At 62.0% G+C, this 25108-nt stretch carries 22 protein-coding genes; 10 read left to right on the forward strand and 12 right to left on the reverse strand.

Annotated features, from left to right (window positions below; all coding sequences use genetic code 11):
* Positions 1-2: 2 nt before the first annotated feature.
* Entirely contained in the window at positions 3-422 is a 420-nt protein-coding gene (locus tag G3256_RS05480) for a hypothetical protein (protein ID WP_169639861.1), read from the forward strand.
* Positions 423-585: 163 nt separating this feature from the next.
* Complete coding sequence (locus tag G3256_RS05485) at positions 586-1185, forward strand: superoxide dismutase (RefSeq protein WP_169639862.1); 600 nt, start codon at positions 586-588, stop codon at positions 1183-1185.
* A 425-nt stretch (positions 1186-1610) separates the two neighbouring features.
* Here the strand turns inward: G3256_RS05485 and G3256_RS05490 are convergent, their stop codons facing one another.
* Positions 1611-2657: an alcohol dehydrogenase family protein gene (locus G3256_RS05490; RefSeq protein ID WP_169639863.1), complete on the reverse strand. Its 1047-nt coding sequence runs from the start codon at positions 2655-2657 to the stop codon at positions 1611-1613.
* 141 nt (positions 2658-2798) lie between these two features.
* A complete protein-coding gene (locus G3256_RS05495; RefSeq protein ID WP_169639864.1) occupies positions 2799-3350 on the reverse strand; it encodes an LOG family protein in 552 nt (183 codons plus the stop codon).
* Between the two features lie 137 nt (positions 3351-3487).
* On the opposite strand from G3256_RS05495, the gene G3256_RS05500 reads away from it, so the two are divergent.
* Together G3256_RS05500 and G3256_RS05505 are read left to right on the forward strand one after the other, a co-directional pair.
* Positions 3488-5170 (forward strand): LysM peptidoglycan-binding domain-containing protein, encoded by a 1683-nt coding sequence (locus G3256_RS05500; protein WP_246227796.1) that lies wholly within the window; start codon positions 3488-3490, stop codon positions 5168-5170.
* A 90-nt stretch (positions 5171-5260) separates the two neighbouring features.
* Complete coding sequence (locus G3256_RS05505; RefSeq protein WP_169639865.1) at positions 5261-7096, forward strand: ABCB family ABC transporter ATP-binding protein/permease; 1836 nt, start codon at positions 5261-5263, stop codon at positions 7094-7096.
* 117 nt (positions 7097-7213) lie between these two features.
* On the opposite strand, the gene G3256_RS05510 is transcribed toward G3256_RS05505, so the two are convergent.
* From G3256_RS05510 to G3256_RS05550, 9 genes are all read right to left on the reverse strand, one after another.
* Positions 7214-7717, reverse strand: coding sequence for a DUF3299 domain-containing protein (locus G3256_RS05510; protein ID WP_169639866.1), 504 nt, complete (start codon positions 7715-7717; stop codon positions 7214-7216).
* The gene (locus G3256_RS05515) at positions 7711-8214 is read right to left on the reverse strand and encodes a DUF3299 domain-containing protein (RefSeq protein WP_169639867.1); all 504 of its coding nucleotides are present in this window, start codon (positions 8212-8214) and stop codon (positions 7711-7713) included. The genes G3256_RS05510 and G3256_RS05515 overlap by 7 nt, the downstream gene beginning before the upstream one ends.
* Positions 8215-8231: 17 nt before the next feature.
* Positions 8232-9482 (reverse strand): ABC transporter permease, encoded by a 1251-nt coding sequence (locus G3256_RS05520; RefSeq protein WP_169639868.1) that lies wholly within the window; start codon positions 9480-9482, stop codon positions 8232-8234.
* Entirely contained in the window at positions 9479-10180 is a 702-nt protein-coding gene (locus G3256_RS05525) for an ABC transporter ATP-binding protein (RefSeq protein WP_169639869.1), read from the reverse strand. Before G3256_RS05525 ends, G3256_RS05520 begins: the two co-directional genes overlap by 4 nt.
* 14 nt (positions 10181-10194) lie before the next feature.
* Positions 10195-10824, reverse strand: coding sequence for a zinc uptake protein ZrgA (zrgA, locus tag G3256_RS05530; RefSeq protein WP_169639870.1), 630 nt, complete (start codon positions 10822-10824; stop codon positions 10195-10197).
* A 30-nt stretch (positions 10825-10854) separates the two neighbouring features.
* On the reverse strand, positions 10855-11241 hold the full coding sequence (locus G3256_RS05535) for a Fur family transcriptional regulator (RefSeq protein WP_169639871.1): 387 nt from the start codon (positions 11239-11241) through the stop codon (positions 10855-10857).
* A gap of 295 nt (positions 11242-11536) precedes the next feature.
* Positions 11537-11989, reverse strand: a complete 453-nt coding sequence (locus G3256_RS05540; RefSeq protein WP_169639872.1) for a DUF302 domain-containing protein — start codon at positions 11987-11989, stop codon at positions 11537-11539.
* A 79-nt stretch (positions 11990-12068) separates the two neighbouring features.
* Positions 12069-15866: an efflux RND transporter permease subunit gene (locus tag G3256_RS05545; protein ID WP_169639873.1), complete on the reverse strand. Its 3798-nt coding sequence runs from the start codon at positions 15864-15866 to the stop codon at positions 12069-12071.
* A complete protein-coding gene (locus tag G3256_RS05550) occupies positions 15863-17113 on the reverse strand; it encodes an efflux RND transporter periplasmic adaptor subunit (RefSeq protein ID WP_169639874.1) in 1251 nt (416 codons plus the stop codon). The genes G3256_RS05545 and G3256_RS05550 overlap by 4 nt, the downstream gene beginning before the upstream one ends.
* Positions 17114-17326: 213 nt before the next feature.
* Between G3256_RS05550 and G3256_RS05555 the strand changes: the two genes are divergently transcribed.
* From G3256_RS05555 to der, 3 genes are read left to right on the forward strand one after another with little or no spacing between them, the layout of a single operon-like run.
* Positions 17327-18004 (forward strand): hypothetical protein, encoded by a 678-nt coding sequence (locus tag G3256_RS05555; protein ID WP_169639875.1) that lies wholly within the window; start codon positions 17327-17329, stop codon positions 18002-18004.
* 45 nt (positions 18005-18049) lie between these two features.
* The gene (locus G3256_RS05560) at positions 18050-19411 is read left to right on the forward strand and encodes a PQQ-like beta-propeller repeat protein (protein WP_246227798.1); all 1362 of its coding nucleotides are present in this window, start codon (positions 18050-18052) and stop codon (positions 19409-19411) included.
* A 50-nt stretch (positions 19412-19461) separates the two neighbouring features.
* Positions 19462-20940, forward strand: a complete 1479-nt coding sequence (gene der, locus G3256_RS05565) for a ribosome biogenesis GTPase Der (RefSeq protein WP_169639877.1) — start codon at positions 19462-19464, stop codon at positions 20938-20940.
* A gap of 4 nt (positions 20941-20944) precedes the next feature.
* Here the strand turns inward: der and G3256_RS05570 are convergent, their stop codons facing one another.
* Positions 20945-21646 carry a tryptophan-rich sensory protein gene (locus G3256_RS05570; protein WP_169639878.1) on the reverse strand — a complete coding sequence of 234 codons (702 nt, stop codon included), beginning with the start codon at positions 21644-21646 and terminating at the stop codon, positions 20945-20947.
* Between the two features lie 105 nt (positions 21647-21751).
* Between G3256_RS05570 and G3256_RS05575 the strand changes: the two genes are divergently transcribed.
* From G3256_RS05575 to G3256_RS05585, 3 genes are all read left to right on the forward strand, one after another.
* Complete coding sequence (locus G3256_RS05575; protein WP_169639879.1) at positions 21752-22888, forward strand: DUF2235 domain-containing protein; 1137 nt, start codon at positions 21752-21754, stop codon at positions 22886-22888.
* Positions 22889-22968: 80 nt separating this feature from the next.
* Positions 22969-23457, forward strand: a complete 489-nt coding sequence (locus tag G3256_RS05580) for a hypothetical protein (protein ID WP_169639880.1) — start codon at positions 22969-22971, stop codon at positions 23455-23457.
* 170 nt (positions 23458-23627) lie between these two features.
* Positions 23628-25094: a Glu/Leu/Phe/Val family dehydrogenase gene (locus tag G3256_RS05585; RefSeq protein WP_169639881.1), complete on the forward strand. Its 1467-nt coding sequence runs from the start codon at positions 23628-23630 to the stop codon at positions 25092-25094.
* The last annotated feature ends 14 nt before the right edge of the window (positions 25095-25108 follow it).

Here is a 25108-nt window from a genome sequence, read left to right on the forward strand (position 1 = left end):
TTATGCTGCGTTTACTGAGTGCTTTGGTCATCTGTGTTTGGGCCGTGCCCGCTGTGGCGGCGACGCCGCAGGGCATTCTGTACGATTGTAACATCACCGATAAGAAAGACCGTCTGTACTGGATCGCCGATAAAATCGCGATTGTGGCGCTCAACAGCGGCGAGGTGATGGTCTCAGATCAGGTTATTTTGCGCTTCAACGATACGCCGCTTGCGGCACAGATCAGCCGGAACAACGATCGAAAGATGACAATCCGCTGGACGCTGAAGAATATCAGGAACAGCAACAATCAGCATACCGCCGCCTTTGAATACACCGCCACCCTGTCGAAAAAAACCAACCGGATTTCCGTCCATGCCAGCCCTGACGGCTATCCCGACCGGTTTTCCGGCAAAGGCAGCTGCACGCCGCGCACCGAGTAGTCGCACAGATTAACCGGCTGCTGAGCGCGACAACGGTGTCAGGGACCCGTGCGGTTCCGGAAAAGCGGGTTATCGGAACTTTTATCTCTGTTAAACCTTGAAACAGGCGAAGGGTGTGCTTCATGTGGAAGTGTACCCATGAATTTTGAAAGGGGGCCCCGAAATGGCTTTTGAACTACCTGATCTTCCCTATGCGCATGATGCTCTGGCATCTAAAGGCATGTCCGCAGAGACCCTGGAATACCACCACGATCTGCACCACAACGCCTATGTGACAAACGGCAACAAGGCGATTGAGGGCACGGAATGGGCGGATAAATCGCTCGAAGAGATCATCAAGGGCACCTATGATCCCTCCGCCGTGGCGCAGAATGGCATCTTCAACAACATCAGCCAGCTCTGGAACCACAACCAGTTCTGGGAGATGATGAGCCCGGGCGTCAGCGCGATGCCCGGTGAGCTTGAGAAAGCCATCACCGAAAGCTTTGGCTCTGTCGATGAGTTCAAATCAAAGTTTTCAGCGGCAGGTGCGGGCCAGTTCGGCTCGGGCTGGGCATGGCTGGTGAAAGACACCGACGGCAGCCTGAAAGTGACAAAGACAGAAAACGGCGTGAACCCGGTCTGTTTTGGTCAGACGGCACTGCTGGGTTGTGATGTCTGGGAGCATTCCTATTACATCGATTTCCGCAACAAGCGCCCGGCGTATCTGGAAAACTTCCTCAACAATCTGGTGAACTGGGAAAACGTGGCCTCGCGCCTCTGAACCTCTTCCCGGTTTACCGACTGACGTTAAGAGACCCGGCGCATTCCGCGACCGGGTCTTTTTCATGTCCAGAACCGGCGTGCGCTGTTGTGTTAGCGGGTTCGTGACGGCGCCTGGTGGAGATAATGATCGCTACGGCGCGCCGGGGCTCAGCGGTATGTGTTCAGGCGCGACTGCATATCGTGGCAGGAGATCACGGCCCCGGCGATGGCTGTGCAGATCCGGCGCATTCTGGTGTACTGGCTTTGCATGGTTTCTTCCTCCGTTTGATCTGTTTTAGCCTGCCTTCAGCGGCGGCGATGTGAACGGGATCACAGAAATCAAAAAAAGATATAATTTTTTACAAATTGTCCGAATTTGTGGGAAAGCGGCCTGTGGTTTGCAGTCTGCGCGCGTCGGACGCACGCATTTTTCAGGCCCGGGCGTCAGCCGACTTCCAGGACAATCTTACCGGTGAAGCTCTTTGCGGCGAAGCTTTCCTGCGCCCTGCCGATATCGCGCAGCGGCCAGGTTTCAGCGACCAGCGGGCGGATTTCTTCTTTCTCGATGCGGGTAATCAGGTTGGCGAACACCCCCTGATCCGGCACGGTGCATCCGAAAAAGCTCAGATCCTTCAGATAGAGCGTGCGCACATCAAGCTCCACCAGCGGCCCGCCTACGGCTCCTGCAACAGCATAGCGGCCTCCGGGCCGCAGGATATCGAGCAGCGCGGGCCAGTCGGGCCCGGCCACAAGATCAAGTACGACATCCACGCTGTTCTGCCCGATCAGATCCGCAGGATTGCCTGAGCGGTCCGGCGTATCATCCGCCCCAAGTGCGCGAAGGGCGTCCGCCTTTGCCGGGCTGGTCGCGGCAATCACGCGTGCGCCGCGCGCCTTGGCCAGCTGCACCGCAGCCGAACCGACGCCCCCCGACGACCCGGTGACGAGAACGGTGTCACCGGCGCTGACGGCGGCGCGGGTCAGCATGTTTTCTGCCGTGGAATAAGAGCAGGGGAAGGAGGCGAGATCAACATCACTCAGCGCGCTTTGCACCGGCCAGGCGTGGCGCGCGGCGACACGGACGTATTGTGCAAAGCCGCCATCGCATTCTGATCCGAGAAACCAGGGATCCTGCAGGGTCGCGCCGTTCGCTTCTCTCAGGCAGGGCTCGACCATCACGCGCTCTCCGGCACGCGCCGGGTCCACGCCCGGCCCCGTGGCCGCGATCGTGCCGCAGACGTCGATCCCCTGTATGCGCGGAAAGGCCAGTGGTGTGCCGCCCCAGGAAGCATCTTCGGCGTCATTGTCTCCGCGCGAATACCAACCGACGCGGGTATTGATATCGGTGTTGTTCACACCGGCGGCGGCGACACGGATGATCACGTCGCCGGGGCCGGGTTGCGGGACAGGCAGATCGTCGCGCCAGCTCAGCATGTCCGGGCCGCCGTGCCCGGTCAGAATAACGCCGCTCATTTTATCGGGCAGGGACATGGGGGTACTCCGGTTTTCCGGGTGGGTATCGTTTCGCGTGACCTTCGGCTGAACTGCGTATGGCGTCAACGCTCCGGGCAGGGTGTTGCGCGCGTGGGTCTGTCGCCGCCGCCCCGGTATGCCGCGTCAGCCAGTCAGGGCTCAGGCCAGCGCTTTGCGCAATGCCGTGCGGCATTCTTCGGCATCGGTGACGGTCTGATAGAAGCCGTGCAGGCTTTCGGCCGCAAACCCCTGATCCGTCACATGGCGCAGCAAAGCGGTAAGAGGATCCCAGTAGCCATTTGTATTTACAAGAAAAACGGGCTTTTCGTGCAGCCCGAGCTGTCGCCATGTCAGGACCTCAAAAAGCTCATCCAGTGAGCCGGCCCCGCCGGGCAGAACCACCACTGCGTCGCAGTTCATGAACATCACCTTTTTGCGCTCGTGCATGGTTTCGGTGACCACATAGGTGGTCAGATCAGTTTTGCCGACCTCCCAGGCCACCAGATGCTGCGGGATGACGCCGAAGGTCTGTGCGCCTGCCGACTGAGCGGTGCGGGCGACTGCCCCCATGAGCCCCACATCGCCCGCGCCATAGACGAGACGCCAGTTCTCATCGGCCAGAACTCTGCCGACCGCTTCGGCGGCTGCCATATAGGCAGGGTCATTTCCGGGGCGCGAGCCGCAGTAGACGCAGACTGATCTGGGGGGCATATCGGATCCTTTCACGGCACGGGTCATGCCCCGAAAGTGACATGATGGGTTTTGACCCGTGTTAAAGCAGTTGCTATGTAGGCTCAATGTCTGCGCTCTGCTCGCGTAAGACGATACACAAAAAAGAGAAAACGGTTATGTTCGACAGGGGAGAAGCCGGTGGACGGGGTGGCTCAGGGCTGCTGACGGCCGGCATCGTGATTGCGCTTGTGATCTCTGCGGGTACGTATCTTGGCATGCGGCAAAGTGAGGGGCCGACGCAGGAGGAACTCTCTGCGCTTGTGGCTCCCGGCCGCGGGGACGCTGATGACACACCCGCGCCCGGCACGCCGTCGATGCCTGTGCCTGCCGCTCCGGCAGAGACGCCGGCGGAAGCGGCCCCGGAAGAAACCAGCAGTAGAGCCGGGGCTCCTGCCGGTGGCGACGAGACCGGTGAGACGGCCGGTGGGGATACAGCAGCAGAAGGTGTGGCGGGGAGCCCGGGAAACGTGCCCCCGGTTGTGCCGTCTGTTGATGAGGTGCGGGTTGACGGTGACGGCATACTGATCGTTGCCGGCCGCGCCGCCCCGGGAAGCCGGGTGCGCGTTCTGCTGGATGGTGCAGAGGCTGGCGTTGCGCAGGCCGATGCCCGCGGCGCATTTGCCGCTGTTGCTGTGATCGGGCCGTCTGATGCGGCACGGGTCCTGACGCTCGAAGCCATCGACGGGGATGTTGTGACTGCCTCGGCCGGCGAGGTTATTCTGGCCCCTGTCGCGGCGCCGATCGTGGTGGCTGAGGCCGCACCCGCGTCCGAACCGGTAGCCGGCCAGGGGGTATCAGGGGATGCCGGTAGCGGTTCCGGACCGCTGGTGCAAAGCGGCCCGGCGGCTGCGCCGGAAAAGGATGCGGCAGCAGCAGCCGGCAGCAATGCGGGTGCGCCGGCGACTGACATCGTTGCGGCCACCGACCCTGATGCGGGTCAGACCGTAGCACCTGACGCCGCAGACGATACCACCGAGACACCTTCGCAGGTGGCAGGTGGTGCCGGCGTGGCAGAAACGACCGCGAAGTCAGAAGCATTTCCGACCACCCCCGGTGCCACGGACCTGGCATCTGTGAGCACGGCGCCGGCAACTGCTTCCGGGGGCCCTGCTACGGCGGAGAACAGCGGGACGGTTGCCACCACTCAGCAGAGCGCGGGCGCAGATCCGCAAACGACGACTGACCCTGCACCCGCAGCCACAGCACAGGCACCGCAGATCCCGCAGGCGCCACAGACCGGCACCACCGCCCGGCAGGAGATCGCTGTCCTGAAATCGGATGCTGAAGGTGTGTCGCTTTTGCAGAATGCGCCCACGCCACCGGACAGCATTCAGCTCGATACCATCGGGTATTCTGCCGACGGCGTGGTGCAGCTTTCCGGCCGGGCCGGGAGGGACGCACGTGAGGTGCGTGTCTATCTCGATAACCGCGCGATCCTGTCGCTGCCGATGGATGCCGGTGGCATCTGGCGGGGCGAGGTGCCGGATGTGGATGCCGGCATCTACACGCTGCGGGTCGATGCCGTGAGCGCACAGGGGGAGGTCACCAGCCGCATCGAGACCCCGTTCAAACGCGAAGAACCCGACGTGCTGGCGGAAGCGCAGGCTGCAAACCAGCAGCAGGACGGAACCGTGCGCGCGATTACCGTACAGGCCGGTGACACGCTCTGGGCGATTGCGCGCGACCGGTATGGTGAGGGGTTGCTCTATGTTCAGGTCTTTGAGGCCAACCGGACATCGATCCGGGATCCGGACCTGATCTATCCCGGCCAGGTCTTTGATCTGCCGGTTGATAATTAAACCCGCAGGGCAGGTTATGCGTCCCACCGACTGGCCAAGCGGGGGGGAAAGGATTAGGTAACAGACCTTACCGCTCTGCCAGGAATATTCATGCCCTCCGACACCACAGCTCAGGACGATACCACCGCAGCGGACGAGCGCGCCGCGGAAGAGGAACGCCGTTCCGGTCTGCGTACGATCCGCAAGGTCATGCCCTACCTCTGGCCACAGGACCCGCAGTGGGTGCGCCGCCGGGTTGTTCTGGCCATGGCGATGCTCATTCTGTCCAAGCTGATCTCTGTCGCGACCCCGTTCTTTTACAAAGGTGCCGTGGATGCTCTCGCCGAAGAGGGCGTGCCGATGCTGGCTCTGGGCGCCATCGGGCTGACGGTAGCCTACGGCGTTGCACGGCTTATGACGGTCGGCTTTCAGCAGCTGCGCGACGCGGTTTTTGCCCGCGTGGGACAGCGCGCACTGCGGATGCTGGCGCTGGAAACCTTCAACCACATCCACGCGCTCAGCATGCGCTATCACATCACGCGCAAGACCGGCGGTCTGAGCCGCATCATCGAGCGCGGCGTCAAGGGCGTGGAATTTCTGCTGCGGTTCCTGCTCTTTTCCATTGGTCCGCTGATACTGGAACTGGCGCTGGTGGGGATCATCCTCGCGGTGGTGTTTGACCTGTGGTACCTGCTGATCGTTGCGGTCACCATCGGGCTCTATGTCTGGTTCACCTTCGCCGTGACCGAATGGCGGGTGAAGCTGCGCCGCGAGATGAACGACCAGGACACGGATGCCAACCAGAAGGCCATCGACAGCCTGCTGAATTTCGAGACCGTGAAGTATTTCGCCGCCGAAGAGCGCGAGGCGCGCCGCTATGACAGTGCCATGGCGAAATACGAAGTGGCCGCGATCAAGACCAATTACAGCCTTGCCTTTCTCAATTTCGGGCAGTCGTTTCTCATTACCTGCGGGCTCATCGGGGTGATGGTTCTGGCCGCCGTCGGTGTGCAGCGCGGCGACCTGACGGTGGGCGATTTCGTTATGGTCAACGCCTATATGGTGCAGATCACGGTGCCACTGAATTTTCTTGGCACCGTCTATCGTGAAATCCGCCAGGCGCTCGTGGATATGGGCGAGATGTTCAACCTGCTCGAACAGCCCGCCGAAGTGACCGATGCCCCCGATGCGCGCCCTCTTGAGGTGACCGGCGGACGGATTGAACTTGATAGCGTGCGCTTTGGATACAATGACGACCGTGAAATCCTAAGGGGCGTGTCGATCGTGGCCGAACCGGGTCAGACGGTCGCCATCGTCGGCTCCACCGGATCAGGCAAATCGACCATCGGGCGGCTTTTGTTCCGGTTCTACGACGTGGGTGGCGGCGCGCTGCGTATCGACGGGCAGGATGTGCGCCAGGTGACCCAGGAAAGCCTGCACAGGGCGATCGGAGTGGTACCCCAGGACACGGTGCTGTTTAACGACACGATCCGCTACAACATTGCCTATGGCCGCGACGGGGCCACGCAGGAAGGCATTGAAGAGGCTGCAAAGGCTGCGCAGATTCACGATTTCATCCTGTCACTGCCCGACGGGTATGAGACCACCGTGGGCGAGCGCGGGCTCAAACTTTCGGGCGGTGAGAAACAGCGCGTGGGTATTGCGCGCACGCTGCTCAAGGACCCGCCGATCCTGCTTCTTGATGAGGCGACATCGGCGCTGGACAGCGAGACAGAAGCCGAAATCCAGGACGCGCTGATGCACGCCGGTCGCGGGCGCACCGTCCTGACCATTGCGCACCGTCTGAGTACGATTGCTGAAGCCGATCGTATTGTGGTGCTGGAGCAGGGCGAGGTTATCGAGCAGGGCACCCATGACGACCTGCTGGTCAGGGACGGACGCTATGCGCAGCTCTGGCGGCGTCAGCAGAGCGAAGAGGCGGTATAGCGCGCGACGCGACAGTGCGGGATGTTTCCCCCGCAGGCCTGGCGGTTCCGGGCCCGGGAAAAAGATGCATCGAGGTCCGTCAGACAGGAGGTCTGATCTTACCGGTTCAGCCAGGCATCAGAACGGCTCGATATGATCGGCTGAGAGCGCATAGGCGATATCAGCAAGCTGAGTGGAGGTTGATGCTGTACCGAACATACCGGTGACATTCACCGGCTCAAAAAGCCCGGTGCTTTCAAATGGCTTTTCCGTCGTAACAAACACAAGCTGGTTTGCCGGTGGTGGCGGGACGTGAACACATGCCCCGACGAAGGGCACAAGGATAAATGCGGTGACGCCCGTGCGGGAATAATCAATCGGTACAACGAAGCCGGGCAGGCGGACGATTTCCCCGTTCCACTCTGTGCGCACCCCCTGTGAGGGCGGCTGCTGGCCTGACATGTCCGGGCCGTCGTGCTGTATCAGGCCCTGAAGGGACGGTGGGATTGCGGGCTGACCTTCGGGCACCAGATCGGTCCAGTTCAGATCAATGTAGTCGCGGGCGACAGCCCCTTTTCCGGACAGGATAAGGGCGCCCAAAGCTGCCAGAACGGCACGACGGTCCGGAGCAGATTTCACCATTCGAAAGCCTCGATTTTGTCAGCTGCCATTGCGTATCCGATGTCTGCAACGGTAGTGGACTGCAGCTCGTGAGTTATCAGGCCGGTCACCCACACCGGATCCCACATTGTGTCCCCGGGCCAGGGTGTTTCACTCTCAACAAAAACCAGCTGGTTGGCGGGAGGCGGCGGCGTGTGAATGCAGGCGCCGACATAAGGCACCATGATAAAGCTCGTCACGCCCGCGGCCGATATATCGATGGGCAACATGTAGCCCGGCATCTTAATATATGCGCCATCCAGTTCACTGTTCAGTCTGGTGGCGTTTTCATCAAACACAGGCAGCCAGGTGTCGTTTACCGGATCGATCTCGCCTTCACCGATAATTTCGGAATAGGGAACACCGGGCGGGATAAGATCGTCCCAGCCGACAAGGCGCGCAGTGCTGGCAAAACCTGCGCCCGGTGCCGCTGCGAAGGCTGCTGAGAGTGCGATAATCTCGCGGCGGGACAGTGTCATACTTTCATATCTCCCGGTTAAATTCTCACCATCATACCATCCGCGAGGGACATACGGTAGGCTCTGACAGCGGGTACTATGCTCACAATTGCACCAGCGCAGACGACGCCTGCGAGAACGGTAAACTCACGCAGTGTGGGGGCTTCGACCGGCAGCCACAGGCCGAACGCCCTGTCCACGACCGGCTGGGCGATTGCCAGTCCGGTATAGAGCAGTGCAAGGCCGAGAACCGCGCCCAGTGCAGCCATCAAAGCAGCCTCAAGCACCAGCAGGCCGGTGATGGTCCGGGGCCGCGCGCCCATCGCGCGGAAAATCGCCATTTCGCGGCGGCGCTCGTTGAGGCTGGCAAATATCGTGGCCATCATGCCGATGAGGGCCGTGACAACGACCATGCCGGAGACAGCAATCAGCGCGGTTTCCGCGATCCCGACGATCTGCCAGAGTTCCTGCAGAGCCACACCGGGCAGGATCGCCAGCAACGGCTCCTGAGGATACTCATTGATAGCGCGTTGCAGACCGAATACCTGAAGACGGCTTTTCACGCCGATCAGGGCGGCGGTGACCGCCTGAGGCTCCAGATCCATCTGCCGGATCACTTCGGCTGGTGTGGACCGGCCCGGTATTTTCGCTCCGCTCTGCCAGTCGACGTGAATGGCCTCGATCGCTTTGAGGCTGACGATGACGGTGCGGTCGACCGGCGTGCCGGTCTTGGCGAGGATGCCGGCGACGCGAAAGGGCTGATCTTCGTGATCGATAAAGGACGCAAGCCCGTGCGCCACGACAATCGGATCGCCGGTCTCATAGCCAAGGGTTTCTGCGACGTCCGCTCCGATGACTGCATCAAAGAGGTCGTCCATGACCTGGCCGTCGCGTATCACCAGCGACTGACCGGAGCGGTATTTATAGCGGTCAAAGAACGCGGTTGTGGTGCCCATGACGCGGAACTGGCGGTGACTGTCCCCCAGTGACACCGGCACAATCCAGTCCACTTCCGGGCGGGCTTCGATGTCGCGGTAGCTTTCCCAGGTCATGTTACTGGTCGCATTGCCGATGCGAAAAACCGAATACAGCAAAAGCTGAACCGATCCGGACCGCGCGCCGACAATCAGGTCTGTGCCCGAGATCGTATCCGCAAAGCTGGCTTTCGCGCCGGTGCGTACTTTCTCAACCCCCAGAAACAGGGCGACGGAAAGGGCGATGGCAAGAACTGTCATCGCTACTGTGAGCGCGCGCGCCATCAGCGAGGCAAAAGCAAGCCGCAGGATCATGCGGCCTGGCTCTGTGGTGTCACGACGTCTGACATTTCGACAACCCTGTCGAACTGACCGGCAAGTCGGGCGTCATGACTGACCATCAAAAGCGTACTCCTGTGGGCGCGGGACTGTGCAAAGAGCAGATCCAGAAAGGTCGCCTGAGTTGCAGCATCAAGAGCTGAGGTCGGCTCGTCCGCGACAATGAGCGGCGGCGCTCCGATGAGGGCGCGGGCGGCGGCCACGCGTTGCTGCTGTCCCACACTGAGCGTGCCGGCCCGGGCTTTGACAGTATCCGGCGGCAACCCGAGGTCATCACAGAGGTCTGCGGCGGCCTGGTGCGGGGAGGCGAGGCGACTGCGGCGCACCGGCGCAAATCGCAAAGGCAGGAGTATGTTATCGAGGACGCTGGCGTAGGGCAGCAGGTTGAACTGCTGAAAGATCAATCCGATCTGTTCGGCCCGGAAACTGTCCCGCTGTCCTGCCGACAGGGTTGCGATATCGGTGCCGCCGACTGAAACACTGCCCGACGCGGGCGTGATTGTCCCGCAGATCAGGGACAGCAGCGTGGACTTTCCCGATCCGCTTTCCCCCAGCAGCAGGACGGTTTCACCGGCTGCAATCGCAAAGCCGGGGATTTCCAGCCCGAAAGACGCCCGACCCGGCCAGCGGTACCGGACGTCATTCAGGGCAAGGATCGGGTTCCTGGTCGTCACGTCCCGGCGCCGGCTCAGAACATACCGCGCAGATCGAGTACCGGCGCATCACGTGTGACCTCGAATGCAGAGGCACCGGTGTCGGAAATAACCTGCACTTCAAGCTCCAGCGCATTCGGGAAGGTTGCGAAATAGGCAAACTCAATGACCGATGCCGCCGCCGGGTCCGCGCAGTTCAGAAGGTATTGCGCATGGAACTCTGTGTGACCTGCCTCATCTGAATGTGCGGCGTGATCTTCATCGGTATGCTCTGCATGGTCCTCGTGCGCATGTTCGTCGTGGGTGTGATCGTCATGCGCGTGTTTTTCGTCGTGATCGGCGAGCGCTTCCTGGCTTTCCAGTTCCGCGCTGGCCTGGACGACACTGCATCCGGCGGCTTCGGGCAGTGAAAACAGGTCAAGCGGACGGGCGAGCATTGCCACAGCACTGTCCGTTTTTGCCCGGTCCGCGGTGCTTTCTGCAGCATACTCAAACCCGACGATATCCGCACCGGGCGCACGCAGTTCAATTGCGATCTGACTGCCGTCAAACGCAATATCGAGCTGTCCGACCCCGTGTTCATGGGCATCAAGCTGGCGGGTTTCTTCGGCGGTGGCTGCCGCGGCGGTCAGTGATATCAGAAGGGCGAAAGGAAGAGATTTCACAGATGCAGTCCTTTTTAAAAGAAGAAGGGGTTAAGCGGCACAATCCCGGCACTGCCCGTGCAGCTCAACGATATGCCGTGTTGCATTAAAGTCAGATTGTTTTGCGATTTCAGTGAGATGTGGCAGCAGGGGGGTGCCATCGTGTTCCTGTACTGTCCCGCAGTCTGCGCAGATTGCGAGCACGGGAACTGATGCTTTGTGATCGCACCGGCAGGGTACGAAGGCCTTGATTGATTCCAGCTTATGCGCCCGGCCCTGGTCAGTGAGTGCTGCGAGCGTCCGGTAGACCGTCGGTGCTGCGAGATCAGGTTCGGCCTGTTTCATCTGGTCGAGGATGGCATAGGCCGTCATGGGTTTTTCATTCCCTTTCAGGACCTCGAGGACATCTGACTGACGTGTTGCTGCCTGTTTACGCATGCCTGGTATTCCTGTCCGGGTCGGGAGTTAGTTATTTTATAAAATAACATATCGCATCGCTTCAGTGTAAACGCAAGCGCGTGAGTGGCTGTCGGAGGCCCGAAAGCGGGAGTCTGCGCACAGCGCGGTCTGTTTGTGCTGAAAGAAATGGCGCGTTTGGTTGTCTGAACCGGCCTTCGATGCGTTCAGTACATATGCTTTCCGTCCGGGATCGCGTCCGGTACCCGGCGGACGGCGATGAAGGTCGCAGCGCCGGCAGTTCGAACCTGCGGGCGCTGCGCCTGCATAAACGGCTTTACTCCGCGACGGCCTTGCCGGTGAGCTTGTCCAGCGCGCCGGTCATCATGCGGATGTATTCAGCATCGCCGGGCAGCCCGTGCGTTTCAGCGAGGCTCGCCGGCGCGTGATAGGCTACATGCACAACGCCTTCGGCATCTGAATAGACCAGCACCCGCAGCGGCAGATCGAGACCTGCGGTCTGTCCGTCGAGCATCGCCGGGGTGCCCAGCTTCGGATTGCCGAACATCAGCATCTGCGTCGGGCGCAGGTCCATATCGACTTTCGCGGCGCCTGCTGCGTGATCCACGCGGGCAAAGACTGTGGCGCCCGCACCTGTCACGGCAGCTTCGAGCCGGTCCATTGTGTCGGAGACCGAATGCGGGCTCGTGCGCGTGATCATGTCGGCGGCAAAGGCCGTCGCAGCCGTTGTGAGGGTGAGGCCGATGGCCAGCAGGGAGGATCGCAGCATCTGTCAGTTCCTTTGTGCAGTGTCAGATGCAATATAGCGCAGGATCAGCCCGCGTCGCGTCACGACCCGGTGAGCGGCGCTATTCCGCGGCCTGGAGCGGGGCGGTCTTAGCCGGCGCATCCTCTTCCCAGATGATCTCCTGAAAGGCCGCGCGTCCGGCATCACGTTGCAGTGCCCAGTCGCGGGCGGCCCGGCTGGCGCGGCCCATCGAGAGCTTGGCCAGCATGGTCGCAATCCAGCGGACGTAGGTCGTGGCCCAGACGCGGATCGCCAGCATCGAGGGTGTGACGACCAGCGTCAGCACTGTGGCAATCCCGAGCCCGAAGACAACCGCTGTGGCAAGCTGTTTCCACCAGAGCGCTGTGGGGCTGTTGATGGTGTAACCACCTTCGGCGAAGTTCAGCGAGAGCCCGAACATCATTGGTGCCAGTCCCGCCATCGTGGTGATCGTGGTCAGCAGCACCGGGCGGATCCGTGCCTGTGCAGTGCGGATAATCGCCTCAATCCGGGGCATGTAGCGTTCGTATTCCTGATAGGTATCGATCAGAATGATGTTGTTGTTCACCACAATCCCCGCCAGCGCCACGATGCCGGTGCCGGTCATGATGATCGAAAAGGTCTGGCCCATGACGATCATCCCGATCAGCACACCGGTGGTCGAGAGCACCACGGCCAGCAGCACGAGCAGCGCATTGTAAAAGCTGTTGAACTGCGCCAGCAGGATGATGAACATCAGCCCCAGGGCCGCGGAAAAGGCGGTTTGCAGGAAAGCCTGACTTTCGGCCTGCTCTTCCTGATCGCCGGTCCACTCATAGGCGATGCCGTCGGGCAGGGGCCGCGTGTCGAGCCAGTCCGTGAGCACGCCGATGCGCTCGTTGGCATTCACCGCGATAAGACGCAGCGTACCGGCGGTGACCCCGGCCTGCAGGTCGCGCCCGCTGGTGTCATTGCGATCGGTGATGCGGAAGGTGCTGCCATCGGGTGCTGTGAAATTGGCGTCCGTTCCCGCAGGACGCAGCATGGCAAGTGTTGTGGTGACCTCTTCGGCGCCGGATGTGTCGGTCTCCACAATCTTCATCAGCCCCGGCGCCACATCGGCTTTGACGTCGAAATAGCGTTTCTGATCGATACGGTTGATCTCGGCCAGTTTCGGCACCGGTGTGCGGGTGATGAAGTTTGACAACGGCACGAGGCCGTCGGCGGTGCGCACCTTGAGCGTGTCGAGGGTGGAGAGCAGTCTGTCTTCGGCGGGAAGGCGTACGCGGATGTCGATCTCTTCGTCCGAGCTGTCGACCCGCATGGTGTCGAGCGTGAGGCCGCGTGTCACAAGCTGCACCATCGCACCCACCGTGGCCACATCGGCACCATAGCGGCCGGCCTTTTCCACATCCACGTCGATCTGCCAGTCGATGCCGGGCAGGGGGCGGGTGTCTTCGATCAGCGTGAGCCCGGGGGTGGCCTCGAACTTTTCGCGCGCGATCCGGGCGGCCTCTGTCAGGTCGGTGAAGTTATCAGCTTTCAGGCGCAGATGCACCGGCTTGCCGGAGGCCGGGCCCTGGGCAAGTTCGCTGATCTCGATGCGCACGCCGGGCAGGGTACTGAGCGCCTCGGTGAGTTCGGCGATGACGATATTGCCGTCCAGCTCGGGCCGGTCCGCGCGGTCTTCCCAGGGGATGGTTTCGAACTGCACCTGGCCGATGGTGTCCTTGGGTGTGGCCGCGCCGCTGGTGTCGGTGTTGAGCCCGCCCTGGCCGGCAAAAGAGAAGGCGTTGATCACGCCCGGATGGGCCAGCACGATGTCTTCGGCCTGGCGGACCAGTGCGTCTTTCTCCGCAAGACTGAGGTTGCCGCGCGCCAGCACATAGGCGATGCCCTGCTCGGGTTCTGATTCAACAAAGAACTCCACGCCATTGTTGTTATTGGTGAAAAAGATCAGGACGGTGCCCACGAAGACAAAAACCGTGCCCGCCATGACCAGCGGCATGACCGGGTTGCCGGCAATGGCCGCGATGGCGTGACCAAAGGGCGAGCGGCGGTACCCGGCATAGATCCGGTCAGGCTCGGCGCGGAACAGGCGCGCCGTGACCCACTGCCCCCAGCGTCCGGCACGTGTAATCAGCGCAAAGAGCGCGATCAGACCAGCGAGAAATCCGCCGATAGCCACAGCCAGCAGAGCAGTTGCCATGAGAATGTGCAGGAACACGAAGATGAAAGTCGGCACGACCGAGCCCAGAAGGTTCAGCCCGTCCATTCCGGCAAACTGCGCGCCGATCCCGTCAAAGACCAGGGGCATCAGGGCGGCAGCGGCCATCATGATGCCGGCAATGGGAAAGAGCGCCAGATGCAGATACCAGCGCAGCCCGGCCACCGCGGACATGTAATCGGCCATCCAGCGTTCGAGCCTGCCGGTGACGCCGCCCATCACGGGCAGGTAAATCAACGCCACAACGAGGCTGGCCGAGAGCACGAAAATGAGCGTGACCGGCAGCATGCCCATGAACTCACCCGGCACACCCGGCCAGAAGAGCATCGGCAGGAAGGCGCAGAGCGTTGTGGCGGTGGAGGAGATGATCGGCCAGAACATCCGCTTGGCCGCCTCGACATAGGCCTGCATGGGGCCGGAGCCCTCGCTCTGGCGCTTGTCGGCGTACTCCACGACCACGATGGCACCATCAACAAGCATGCCCACGGCGAGGATCAGACCGAACATCACAATGTTGGAGATCGAGATGCCCATGAGTGCCAGAAAGGCAAAGCAGAGCAGGAATGAGGTGGGGATCGCAAAACCTACCAGCAGGGCCGCACGCACGCCGAGGGCCGCCAGCACCACGATCATCACCAGCGCGATGGCGGTGAATACCGAGCCCAGCAGCTGCTGGACCATGGCATTCACGATGCGCGACTGGTCGTTTGACGTGCCCACGGTGACCGCGGCCTGCAGGCCTTCGGGCCAGCTTTCGCTTTTTTCGGCGACCATGTCTTTGACGAGCGCTGCGGTGTCGATCAGGTTGAACCCTTTGCGTTTCACGACCTGAAGCGCCAGCGAGCTCTCGCCGTTAAAGCGCGCGGTGCCGTCGCGGTCTTCAAAAGTCAGGTTGATCTGGGCCAGATCACCCAGGGTCACAACCCGGTCGCCGTTGGTCTTGACCGGCAGGTTATAGACGTCGCGCGGGTCGTCAAAGGAAGAGGGGATTTTCACCGCAAAGGTACCCTGTGCCGTCTCCACCTCGCCCGCGGCGATCAGCTGGTTGTTGTTCTGAACGGTGTTGATGAGCTCACCCGCAGTGACGTTATAAGCCTCAAGCCGCAGAGGGTCGATCAGCACCTCGAGCATCTCGTCACGGCTGCCGGCGATGCCGGCTTCCAGCACCGCATCGACCGCTTCGAGGTCATCCTGCAGATCGCGCGCGACGCGGTTCATCGTGCGCTCGGGGACAGGCCCGGTGAGGTTCACGATGATGATCGGAAACTCGGAGAAATTGATCTCATTGATCTTGTACTGGTCCGCGCCGTCGGGAAATTCCGCTTCGGCCTTGCTCATCGCGTCTCGCACATCCGCGAGGATCTGGGTCTTGTCCCAGCCGAATTCGAACTCCAGCACCACACCGGCGTAGTTTTCCGCCGCGGTGCCGGTCATGGATTTCAGGCCATCAAGATCGGCAAGCTCGGTCTCCATGGGCTGTACCAGCAGTGTTTCGCTGTCCGCCGCAGAGATGCCGGGGAAGGGAACCGAGACAAAAAGTGCCGGAATTTCGATGTCCGGCTCGCCCTCTTTGGGCAGGGTGGAATAGGAATAGCCGCCGACCACCAGGCTCAGCAGGATAAAGGCCACGACCATGCGTGCACGACCTGCAGCCCAGTCGACGATCCCCGTCACTGGCTCAGCTCCTGCCAGGTCGGTGCAACCGTGACGCCGGCGATGACATATTCCTGACCCAGTACAATCACGTCCGCCGTATCATCGAGCCCGGTCAGCCAGACGCCTTCGGGCGTGTCGCGCATAATCTCGACAGGGTGAAATTCCACGAGCGCATCCGCGTCGATGGTGCGCAGGCCGAGCACACCTTCGTCGTTGAGGGTCAGAGCGGACTGCGGCAGCAGGTGAGCTCTTGCGCCATCTGCCGAGATCAGGATCTCCGCAGTCTGCCCGTCCCGGATCGCGAGATCAGCGTTCGGCACTTCGATCTCCACCAGAAAGGTGCGGGTCTGTTCGTCGGCAGACCGGGACAGAAAAGTGACCTGCCCGGTCAGGGGGGCTGTCCCGGCGCTCCCGGCCCCGGTGACGAGGCGGGCTGCGGCCTGAGCGCCGACCCTGATGCGGCTGACTTCGGTTTCGGGGACGAAAGCCACAAGTTTAATCGGATCAAGCTGAATGATGGTCGAGCAGAGTGCTCCGGGCTGCAGCAGGCTGCCAAGCTCGGCGGTGTCTTTTTCCAGCAGGCCCGAGAAGGGTGCGCGAATTACAAGACGATCGATTTCGGTCTCAGCGGAGGCCACTGCGGCCTGCGCCGACTGGATACCGGACTGTGCCGCCTGAAGCCCGGCGCGGGCGGATTCGACGGACGCCAGCGCGGAGGCCACAGCAGCATCCGCGCCCGCCACCCGGGTTGTCGAGGCAAAACCGCCTTCGCTCAGCCGGGCCGATGCGTTCTGATTGATGCGCGCTTCATCAAGCTGTGCGCGCGCCTGTTCAACGCGGGCCTGTGCCTCAGGGACACGGGCGCGGGCCTCATCGAGCTGTGCTTTGGATTGTGCGAGTGCGGTGCCGCGGTTGCCCTCATCCAGCCGGCAGAGCGCTTCGCCTTCTTCGACGCGCGCGCCCTTGCGCAGGGGCTCAGAGATGACCCGGGCCGAAGTTTCTGATTTCACATCCACCTCGCGGGCGGCTTCGGTCTGTCCGCGCAGGATCACGGCGGTATCGATCTGACGCGCTTCCGAGCGGCGCACGACCACTTTGACAAGCCCGCTGCCCGGCACCTCGGCTGCATCCGCGGTGTCCGTGCCTGCGGATGTTTCGCCTGTTTCGTTTTCCGCAAGGTAGGCATCGACCGCATCGCGCTGAAAGATATAAAGATAAAGCGCAAAGCCCACGCAGACCGCAGCAATCAGTGGAAACAGACGCATCAAATTTGCCTCGGTACGGGCGGTCCTGCGGTGCCGGCAGAACGCGCATCAGAAATATCGGTCGGCCTGTTCTCGGAAAGTGCTGAACCGACCAGTTCAGATTTAGTGTCTTGTGGCCCTGTTGGCAATGGTTGAGCCTCGTCTGATCTGCGGGTCTTGGCTTGGCGGCGCGCGCAGGCTAAGAGGGGCCGGAATGAATACTGGCAGGGTTCCATGAGCGATACAGACGGTTTTATCAGTGAGGTCAACGAAGAGGTCCGCCGCGACCGGCTTTTTGCGCTCTTGCGGCGTTATGGCTGGATCGGGGGCCTGGTTGTTGTTCTGATCGTCGGCGGAGCGGCTTTCAGCGAGTATCGCAAGGCCCAGGCCCGCGCCGAGGCTGAGGCGCTCGGTGATGCGATCCTGGCTGCGGTGTCGCAGGAAACCGGCGCTGCGCGCGCTGATGCGCTGGCGGCTGTGCCGGCCGGCGATGCGGGTGCAGAAGCTGTCGCCGGCATGCTCGCTGCGGCAGAGGCGCAAAACGCCGGCGATACTCAGGCAGCGGTGGACACGCTCAACGCGATTGCAGCGAATGGTGATGTCGCGCCGATCTACCGCGATATTGCAGCATTCAAGGCGCTGATTTTACAGAAAGAAACGATGCCGGCAGCGGACCTGCGTGGCGAACTCGAGGCGCTGGCCGCACCCGGGCAGCCTCTCAGCCTGCTGGCCCGTGAGCAGATTGCGCTGCTGGAGATTGCTCAGGGCAATACCGATGCGGCAATCTCGACATACCAGGAAATAATCAGCGACGCGGGCGTGACCACAGACTTGCAACAACGCGCCTTACAGGTGATTGTGTCGCTGGGGGGAACGCCTGATCTGGAGAACCTGCCCGGTATCGGCAACTGAGTGCCGGACCGTAAAAAGGCAGGCAGGCATGGGCGGAAACTTAGGGTGGTACACGAGGGCATGAGGGCAAAGCTGTGGAATACGGGCGCTGCGAATGCGCCCCGTGCAGGTCTGGCAGCGCTGGTTGCCTGTGTCTTTCTCGCCGGTTGTGGCGGTGATGACGTCATTCTGCCGGGTATCCGTGAAGATATCCGTGCGCCCGAAGAGACGCTGGCGCCGGAAGTAACCGAAAACACCACCCGTGCGATTTCACTGCCCGCCCAGCAGGCAAATGCGCAGTGGCCCCAGTCTGCCGGTACCCCTGCATTCCGTACGGCACACCCTGCTTTGGGTGCTGCGCCGACGCGGATCTGGACCGCCAACATCGGCAAAGGCGACAGCCGGCGCCAGCGTATCACGGCCGCGCCGGTTGTGGCGCAGGGCATTATTTTCACTCTCGACGCCGAAGCGCAGGTGACGGCCACGTCACTTTCCGGCCAGCAGGTCTGGCAGAAAGATCTCCTGCCGGCGCGCGAAAACAGCGGCGACGCCACCGGGGGCGGGCTTGCCTGGAACAACGGGAAACTCTTCGTCTCGCTGGGATACGGTGCGCTTGTCGCGGTTGATGCAGCCAATGGTGATGTGCTGTGGCGCCAGCGTCTTGAGGGCACCGGTTCCGGCACACCAACGGCCATCGGCGGACTGGTTTATGTCACCGCCGGTGACGATCAGGGCTGGGCGATTTCGGATGATGACGGGCGGGTCGTCTGGCAGCTTCAGGCCTCGCCGGATGTTAACAACGTGCTCGGCGCGCCCGCACCGGCGGTTTCCGATGATCTTGCGATCTTTGGCTTCGGATCGGGCGAGATCCAGGCAGTCTTTCGCCGTGGCGGTCTGCGCCGCTGGGACGCCTCTGTGCTCGGCGAACGTTTCGGCCGCTCCGCCAGCAACGTCGGCGATGTGACGGCTGCACCTGTGATATCGGGCAACCGGGTTTATGTCGGCAACCAGTCGGGGCGTCTTGTGGCGCTGAACCTCGGCTCGGGTGAGCGGATATGGACAGCGCGTGAAGGGGCCGTTGGCTCCGTTGTGCCGGCCGGCGACAGCGTCTTCGCGCTTTCGGATCTGGGTGAGCTTTTGCGGATCGATGCCTCCACAGGGGCCCGCATCTGGGGCGCGCAGCTTGCAACTTTCGTTAAAGACCGGCCACGTCGTAAGGCAGAGATCGTGGCGCACCACGGGCCGCTTCTGGCGGGCGGGCGCATCCATGTGGCCTCAAATGATGGTTTTCTGCGGTCTTTTGATCCCGCGAGCGGGACGCTGACCGGGACGGTGGAAATCCCGGACGGGGCGACATCGGCACCTGTGGTTGCGGGCGGTGTTCTGTACGTTGTCTCCACAGACGGGCAATTACACGCTTTCCGTTGACGCCCGGCTGCGGTAAAGCGCGCGCTTAACCGTGATGCGGAGTACCTGTCATGTCGTTCACACTTGCCATTGTCGGGCGGCCCAATGTGGGCAAGTCCACGCTGTTCAACCGGCTGGTCGGCAAGCGTCTGGCGCTGGTCGATGACCAGCCCGGGGTAACGCGCGACCTGCGCGAGGGGGCGGCGCGGCTGGCTGATCTGCGCTTTACCGTCATCGACACGGCGGGCCTGGAAGAGGTTACCGACGACAGCCTGCAGGGGCGGATGCGCCGCCTGACCGAACGCGCGGTCGATATGGCCGATATCTGTCTCTTTATGATTGATGCCCGCGTAGGGATCACGCCCTCGGATCTGGTGTTTGCCGATATCCTGCGCAAACGCTCCGCGCATGTGATCCTCGCGGCCAATAAGGCTGAAGGGGCAGCAGCAGATGCCGGCGTGATAGAGGCGTATTCGCTGGGCCTGGGCGAGCCCATCCGGATGTCGGCGGAGCATGGCGAGGGTCTCAACGATCTCTACACACATCTGATGCCGCTGGCCGACCAGTTCGCTGAACGCGCCGCAGAAGACGCGCCCGACACGGATGTGACGCTCGACGAGGATGAGGGCGACATGGACGCCCCGATCCCGATGCCTACAGCGAAAAAACCGCTGCAGGTGGCGGTCGTGGGCCGACCGAATTCCGGCAAATCGACGCTGGTCAACCAGATCCTCGGTGAAGACCGGCTGCTGACCGGACCTGAGGCCGGCATCACGCGCGACGCCATTTCATTGCGGATCGACTGGGCCGGGCCGGAGGGGGACGCCGTGCCGATGCGTATTTTCGACACCGCCGGCATGCGCAAAAAGGCCAAGGTGCAGGAAAAGCTGGAAAAGCTATCGGTGGGTGACGGGCTCCGCGCGGTGAAATTTGCCGAGGTGGTTGTGGTGCTGCTGGATGCGGCCATCCCGTTTGAGCAGCAGGATCTGCGGATTGCCGATCTGGCCGAACGCGAAGGACGTGCGGTGGTCGTCGCCGTGAACAAATGGGACATCGAGGAAGACCGTCAGGGCAAGCTCAAAGAGCTGAAAGAGAGCTTTGAACGGCTTCTGCCGCAGTTGCGCGGAGCGCCGCTGATCACTGTATCGGCAAAGACCGGGCGGGGTCTCGACCGGCTGCAGGCGGCGATCATGCGCGCCTATGAGGTCTGGAACCGGCGTGTGACCACAGCACAGCTGAACCGCTGGCTTGCTGGTATGGTCGAGGCACATCCGCCGCCCGCGCCGCAGGGAAAGCGCATCAAGCTGCGGTATATGACCCAGGCCAAGACCCGCCCGCCGGGCTTCGTTGTGATGTGCAGCCACCCCGACAAAGTGCCCGAAAGCTACAGCCGCTATCTGGTCAACGGGTTGCGGCTTGATTTCGACATGCCGGGCGCGCCGATCCGTCTGTGGATGCGCGGACAGAATGATGCCAACCCGTTCAAGGGCCGCAAAAAGGCGCCGCCTTCGAAACTGCGCAAACACACTGACGGACGCCGGCGCGACTAAAGGCTCAGGCGGCGCGCAGGGTGCGCCATGCTGAAAACGCAAGCGCTGCGGCACCACCGGCGGCGAGTGCCGCGACGGTTGGATTGATGCTGAGGTTCTGCACCACAACGGCGACCAGCGCCCAGATGACCGCAAGAGCATAGGTCGGGCCGCGGCGCAGCTGGTTCTGCACCGCAGAAGCCAGCACAAGCGCACCGAAGATCGCGGCAAAGGCAGCAGTGGTCTCGCTGGTATAGCCATAGCCGGCCGCCAGCAGGCCAAGCGACACGCAGGATGCCGCACTCAGCCAGCCGGCATAGAGGCCCACCGGCAACAGCGCCCAGGTCTTGTCAGACGCAGGCGCGCGGAAAAGGGCGTAAAGCGCGCTGATCAGCATTGCCCAGATCAGGATGCTGGCCCAGACCGGGCTCTGCACTGCCACAGGCAGCCAGACAGAGCCCACCGCCAGCGACACAGCCAGCGGCACGCGCATGGCGTGCCAGTCGGGATCTTCGGCGCGTTTCAGGAGCCCGTATCCCATGCCGATGAGCAGCCACAGATAGATCACGCCCCAGATCGCAAAGGCATAGCCCGCAGGCTGCACAGGCGGATCGTCCTGCGGCACAGGGAACTGATCCGCGTCAAAGCCGCCGAAATCCGGCACCCAGAACGTCGAGCCTGCAAAGGAAATGCAGAGCACAAAAACAAGTATCGCAGTCAGTTTCACGAGATCCCCCGGTGTGGTGTTGTCCCGGCCTTAACGCCGCGAACGCAGCATTAGGTCCATGCCATTCATTTCTCCCTAACCTGGCGCACGGCAGGAGGGATGCAAATGGCCCATATCGCGATTTTCTGTGACGGAACATGGAACAGCCCGCAGGCGGGTACGACAACACATGTGCTGCGTCTTGCGCGGGCCTGTGCCCGGACCCGTGATCAGCAGGTATTGTACTTTGCGGGGGTCGGCACCGGCACCGGTATGATCAGCGATCTGGGTCGCTGGATCAACCGGGTGGGCGGCGGGCTTTTCGGCTGGGGACTTAACCGCAATATCCGGGCGGCCTATCTCGAGCTCTGCCGGATCTACCGTCCCGGTGACAAGATCATGATCTTCGGCTTTTCGCGCGGGGCTTACACGGCGCGGTCGCTCGTCGGCATGATCCGCACCTGTGGTATTCTCGAGCATCCGACGCGCGGCAATCTGCGCCGGGCCTTCCGGCTGTACCGGCGGCGGGGTGAAGAGAACGGCCCTGATACACCGGCCACTCTCGCGGAACGCCGGCTTTTGTCGCCGCGTTTCGCCACGAGCCAGGCCGATGTCGAGACCCGTGCAGATGAAAGTTTTCTGGTCAGGATTACATATCTTGGCGTCTGGGATACGGTCGGCGCTCTGGGAATGCCGCAGGCGATCGTGGGCCGCATCGCGCGGCTCTGGAACCGGCGCTATGATTTTCACGACACCAGCCTCTCGGGGCTGGTGGAACAGGCACGCCATGCGCTCGCACTTGACGAAAAGCGCGTGCTCTTTGAGCCGGCGCTCTGGTCAAACCTTGACCCGTTGCCTGGCGATCCCGGCCTGAACAGGGGCAACCGTCGGGCCACGCGCCCCTACCAGCAGGTCTGGTTTGCCGGTGATCACAGCATCATCGGCGGCAATACGGATGCCGAAGGGCTGGCCGCGATCACGGCCGGCTGGATCTGGTCGGAAGCCGCACGCCTCGGCCTGCAAGCAGCGCCGGGCCGGCGGGTGCCGGCGGTCACGCCTGATCCCGGAGCCCCGGCGCCGCAACTGTCGCAGGTGCCCCGGCTCTATCGCTTTCTGCCCTGGCTGATGGCCTGGCGACGCGGGCCGCAGACACCCCGCGCGACAAGCCCGTCCGTCCTGGAGCGGATGTCGCAACTGCCGGGCTACAGGCCACAAAGCCTGCGCTGGCTCTTTCCTGAGCTTTTTGACCGGGACAGCAGTTAGGTCAGCCCGCGCTTTGCTCTTGTGAGAAGGGGGCGCGGCAGGGTAGGAGGCCTGAGCCCGAATGCCGAAAGACCCGCGCCATGACCGACGCCCCCGAAGATGAAGTCCTTGCCACTGTCTCTGCCTCAATCGGGCGGCGCATTCTCGGCATCGGGCTGCTGGCATTGCTGGCGGTCATTGTGATCTGGATGGCCGTGACGAAATCTCCGGCCTTTGGCTGGCAGATCTTTCTCATCGGGCTGGGCATCACCGCGCTGATGATTGCCGATGCGATGCGCCGGTCCACCGCCTGTGTTCTCGAACTGACGACCACCATGTTGCGTGAAAAAGACGGCCGCATCATCGCGCGTATAGATGAAATCACCGATGTGGAGCGCGGTGCGTTTGCTTTTAAGCCATCTAACGGCTTTCTGCTGACCACCTCGACCCGTGGCAGCCGTGCCTGGCGTCCGGGGGTCTGGTGGCGCATGGGCCGCAAAATCGGCATCGGCGGTATGCTGCCCGGGCGGCAGACCAAATTCATGTCCGAAATTATCGCCGTGCGCCTTGCAGAACGCGAAGCCCGCTGACACGCGACCCTGACCCGTGTTGCACGGTTTGCAAACCCTCGGGCCCGTCACCGGTTTACAAAATCGTTACCCTTCTGGCGCAGAGATAGCGTGCCGCGGATTTTTATGTTGCCCAAAAAACTGGCACTTCTGAGCGCCCGCGCGTAGGTTCGCAGGTGTCGTATGAGGGCATGCCCGCCCGTCGACAACAAGGGAGAGTGAATGTGAACAGAAGCAGCCATGAGCCGAGTTTCCGCGAAAGCGTGGATCAGATGTTTAACCGCGCCGTTGGCCTGATGGACCTGTCGCCCGGGCTGGAGGAAAAAATCCGGGTCTGTAACGCCACGTATACCGTGCGTTTCGGCGTCCGCCTGCGGGGCGAGATCAAAACATTCACCGGCTACCGGTCTGTGCATTCTGAACACATGGAACCCGTCAAGGGCGGCATCCGCTTTTCGCTGGGCGTGAGCCAGGACGAGGTCGAGGCACTCGCGGCGCTCATGACCTATAAATGCGCGCTGGTGGAGGCACCTTTCGGCGGCTCGAAAGGCGGGCTCTGCATTGATCCGCGCGAATATGAGACGCACGAGCTTGAACTGATCACCCGGCGGTTTGCCTATGAGCTGATCAAGCGCGACCTGATCAATCCCAGCCAGAACGTGCCGGCGCCCGACATGGGCACCGGCGAGCGCGAAATGGCCTGGATTGCGGATCAGTACAAACGCATGAACACCACTGATATCAACGGCAATGCCTGTGTGACGGGCAAGCCGCTGAATGCAGGCGGTATTTCGGGCAGGGTCGAGGCGACGGGCCGGGGCGTTCAATATGCGCTGCGCGCGTTCTTCCGCGATGAGGAAGGTATGAAAAAGGCGGGCCTCTCAGGGGATCTGGAGGGCAAAAAGATCATCGTCCAGGGCCTGGGCAACGTGGGCTATCACGCGGCGAAATTCCTGTCCGAGGAAGACGGCAGTATCATCGTCGGCATTATCGAACATGATGGCGGGCTCTACAATCCCGACGGTCTGGACGTTGAAGCCGTCCGCTCGTGGATATCAAAGCACGGCGGCGTGTCGGGATATTCGGATATGCATCAGGTCGCCGACGGCACTAAAATCCTCGAAGAGCCCTGTGACATTCTGATCCCGGCGGCTCTTGAGGGTGTCGTCAATCTTGAAAACGCAGCACGCGTTCAGGCAAGCCTGATCATTGAGGCGGCGAACGGCCCCGTGACTGCCGGCGCTGACCAGATCCTGCGCGAGAAGGGCACTGTGATTATCCCGGACATGTATGCAAACGCGGGTGGCGTGACGGTGAGTTATTTCGAGTGGGTCAAAAACCTCAGCCATATCCGGTTCGGTCGGATGCAGCGGCGCCAGGAAGAATCCCGCCACCAGCTGCTGATCAATGAGCTGGAACGCCTGTCGACCGACAAAGACCTTGGCTGGACGCTGAGCCCGGGGTTCAAGCAGAAATATCTGCAGGGTGCGGATGAGCTGGAACTGGTGCGTTCCGGTCTCGATGACACGATGCGGATTGCCTATCAGTCGATGGCGGATGTCTGGCACGGGCGCGAGGATGTCGATGACCTGCGCACCGCCGCCTATCTTGTGGCGATCGGCAAGGTGGCCGCGAGCTATCAGGCCAAGGGGCTGTAACTCAGCCCCGGGCG

Origin of the sequence: Roseobacter ponti (assembly GCF_012932215.1) — a bacterium.
In the GTDB taxonomy this organism is placed as follows: Bacteria; Pseudomonadota; Alphaproteobacteria; order Rhodobacterales; family Rhodobacteraceae; genus Roseobacter; species Roseobacter ponti.

Excerpts from the sequence above, each read along its gene's own strand:
- G3256_RS05480 (WP_169639861.1), top strand. The coding sequence starts at position 3 with ATGCTGCGTTTACTGAGTGCTTTGGTCATCTGTGTTTGGGCCGTGCCC.
- G3256_RS05485 (WP_169639862.1), top strand. The coding sequence starts at position 586 with ATGGCTTTTGAACTACCTGATCTTCCCTATGCGCATGATGCTCTGGCA.
- G3256_RS05490 (WP_169639863.1), bottom strand. The coding sequence starts at position 2,657 with ATGTCCCTGCCCGATAAAATGAGCGGCGTTATTCTGACCGGGCACGGC.
- G3256_RS05495 (WP_169639864.1), bottom strand. The coding sequence starts at position 3,350 with ATGCCCCCCAGATCAGTCTGCGTCTACTGCGGCTCGCGCCCCGGAAAT.
- G3256_RS05500 (WP_246227796.1), top strand. The coding sequence starts at position 3,488 with ATGTTCGACAGGGGAGAAGCCGGTGGACGGGGTGGCTCAGGGCTGCTG.
- G3256_RS05505 (WP_169639865.1), top strand. The coding sequence starts at position 5,261 with ATGCCCTCCGACACCACAGCTCAGGACGATACCACCGCAGCGGACGAG.
- G3256_RS05510 (WP_169639866.1), bottom strand. The coding sequence starts at position 7,717 with ATGGTGAAATCTGCTCCGGACCGTCGTGCCGTTCTGGCAGCTTTGGGC.
- G3256_RS05515 (WP_169639867.1), bottom strand. The coding sequence starts at position 8,214 with ATGACACTGTCCCGCCGCGAGATTATCGCACTCTCAGCAGCCTTCGCA.
- G3256_RS05520 (WP_169639868.1), bottom strand. The coding sequence starts at position 9,482 with ATGATCCTGCGGCTTGCTTTTGCCTCGCTGATGGCGCGCGCGCTCACA.
- G3256_RS05535 (WP_169639871.1), bottom strand. The coding sequence starts at position 11,241 with ATGCGTAAACAGGCAGCAACACGTCAGTCAGATGTCCTCGAGGTCCTG.
- G3256_RS05540 (WP_169639872.1), bottom strand. The coding sequence starts at position 11,989 with ATGCTGCGATCCTCCCTGCTGGCCATCGGCCTCACCCTCACAACGGCT.
- G3256_RS05550 (WP_169639874.1), bottom strand. The coding sequence starts at position 17,113 with ATGCGTCTGTTTCCACTGATTGCTGCGGTCTGCGTGGGCTTTGCGCTT.
- G3256_RS05555 (WP_169639875.1), top strand. The coding sequence starts at position 17,327 with ATGAGCGATACAGACGGTTTTATCAGTGAGGTCAACGAAGAGGTCCGC.
- der (WP_169639877.1), top strand. The coding sequence starts at position 19,462 with ATGTCGTTCACACTTGCCATTGTCGGGCGGCCCAATGTGGGCAAGTCC.
- G3256_RS05575 (WP_169639879.1), top strand. The coding sequence starts at position 21,752 with ATGGCCCATATCGCGATTTTCTGTGACGGAACATGGAACAGCCCGCAG.
- G3256_RS05580 (WP_169639880.1), top strand. The coding sequence starts at position 22,969 with ATGACCGACGCCCCCGAAGATGAAGTCCTTGCCACTGTCTCTGCCTCA.
- G3256_RS05585 (WP_169639881.1), top strand. The coding sequence starts at position 23,628 with ATGCCCGCCCGTCGACAACAAGGGAGAGTGAATGTGAACAGAAGCAGC.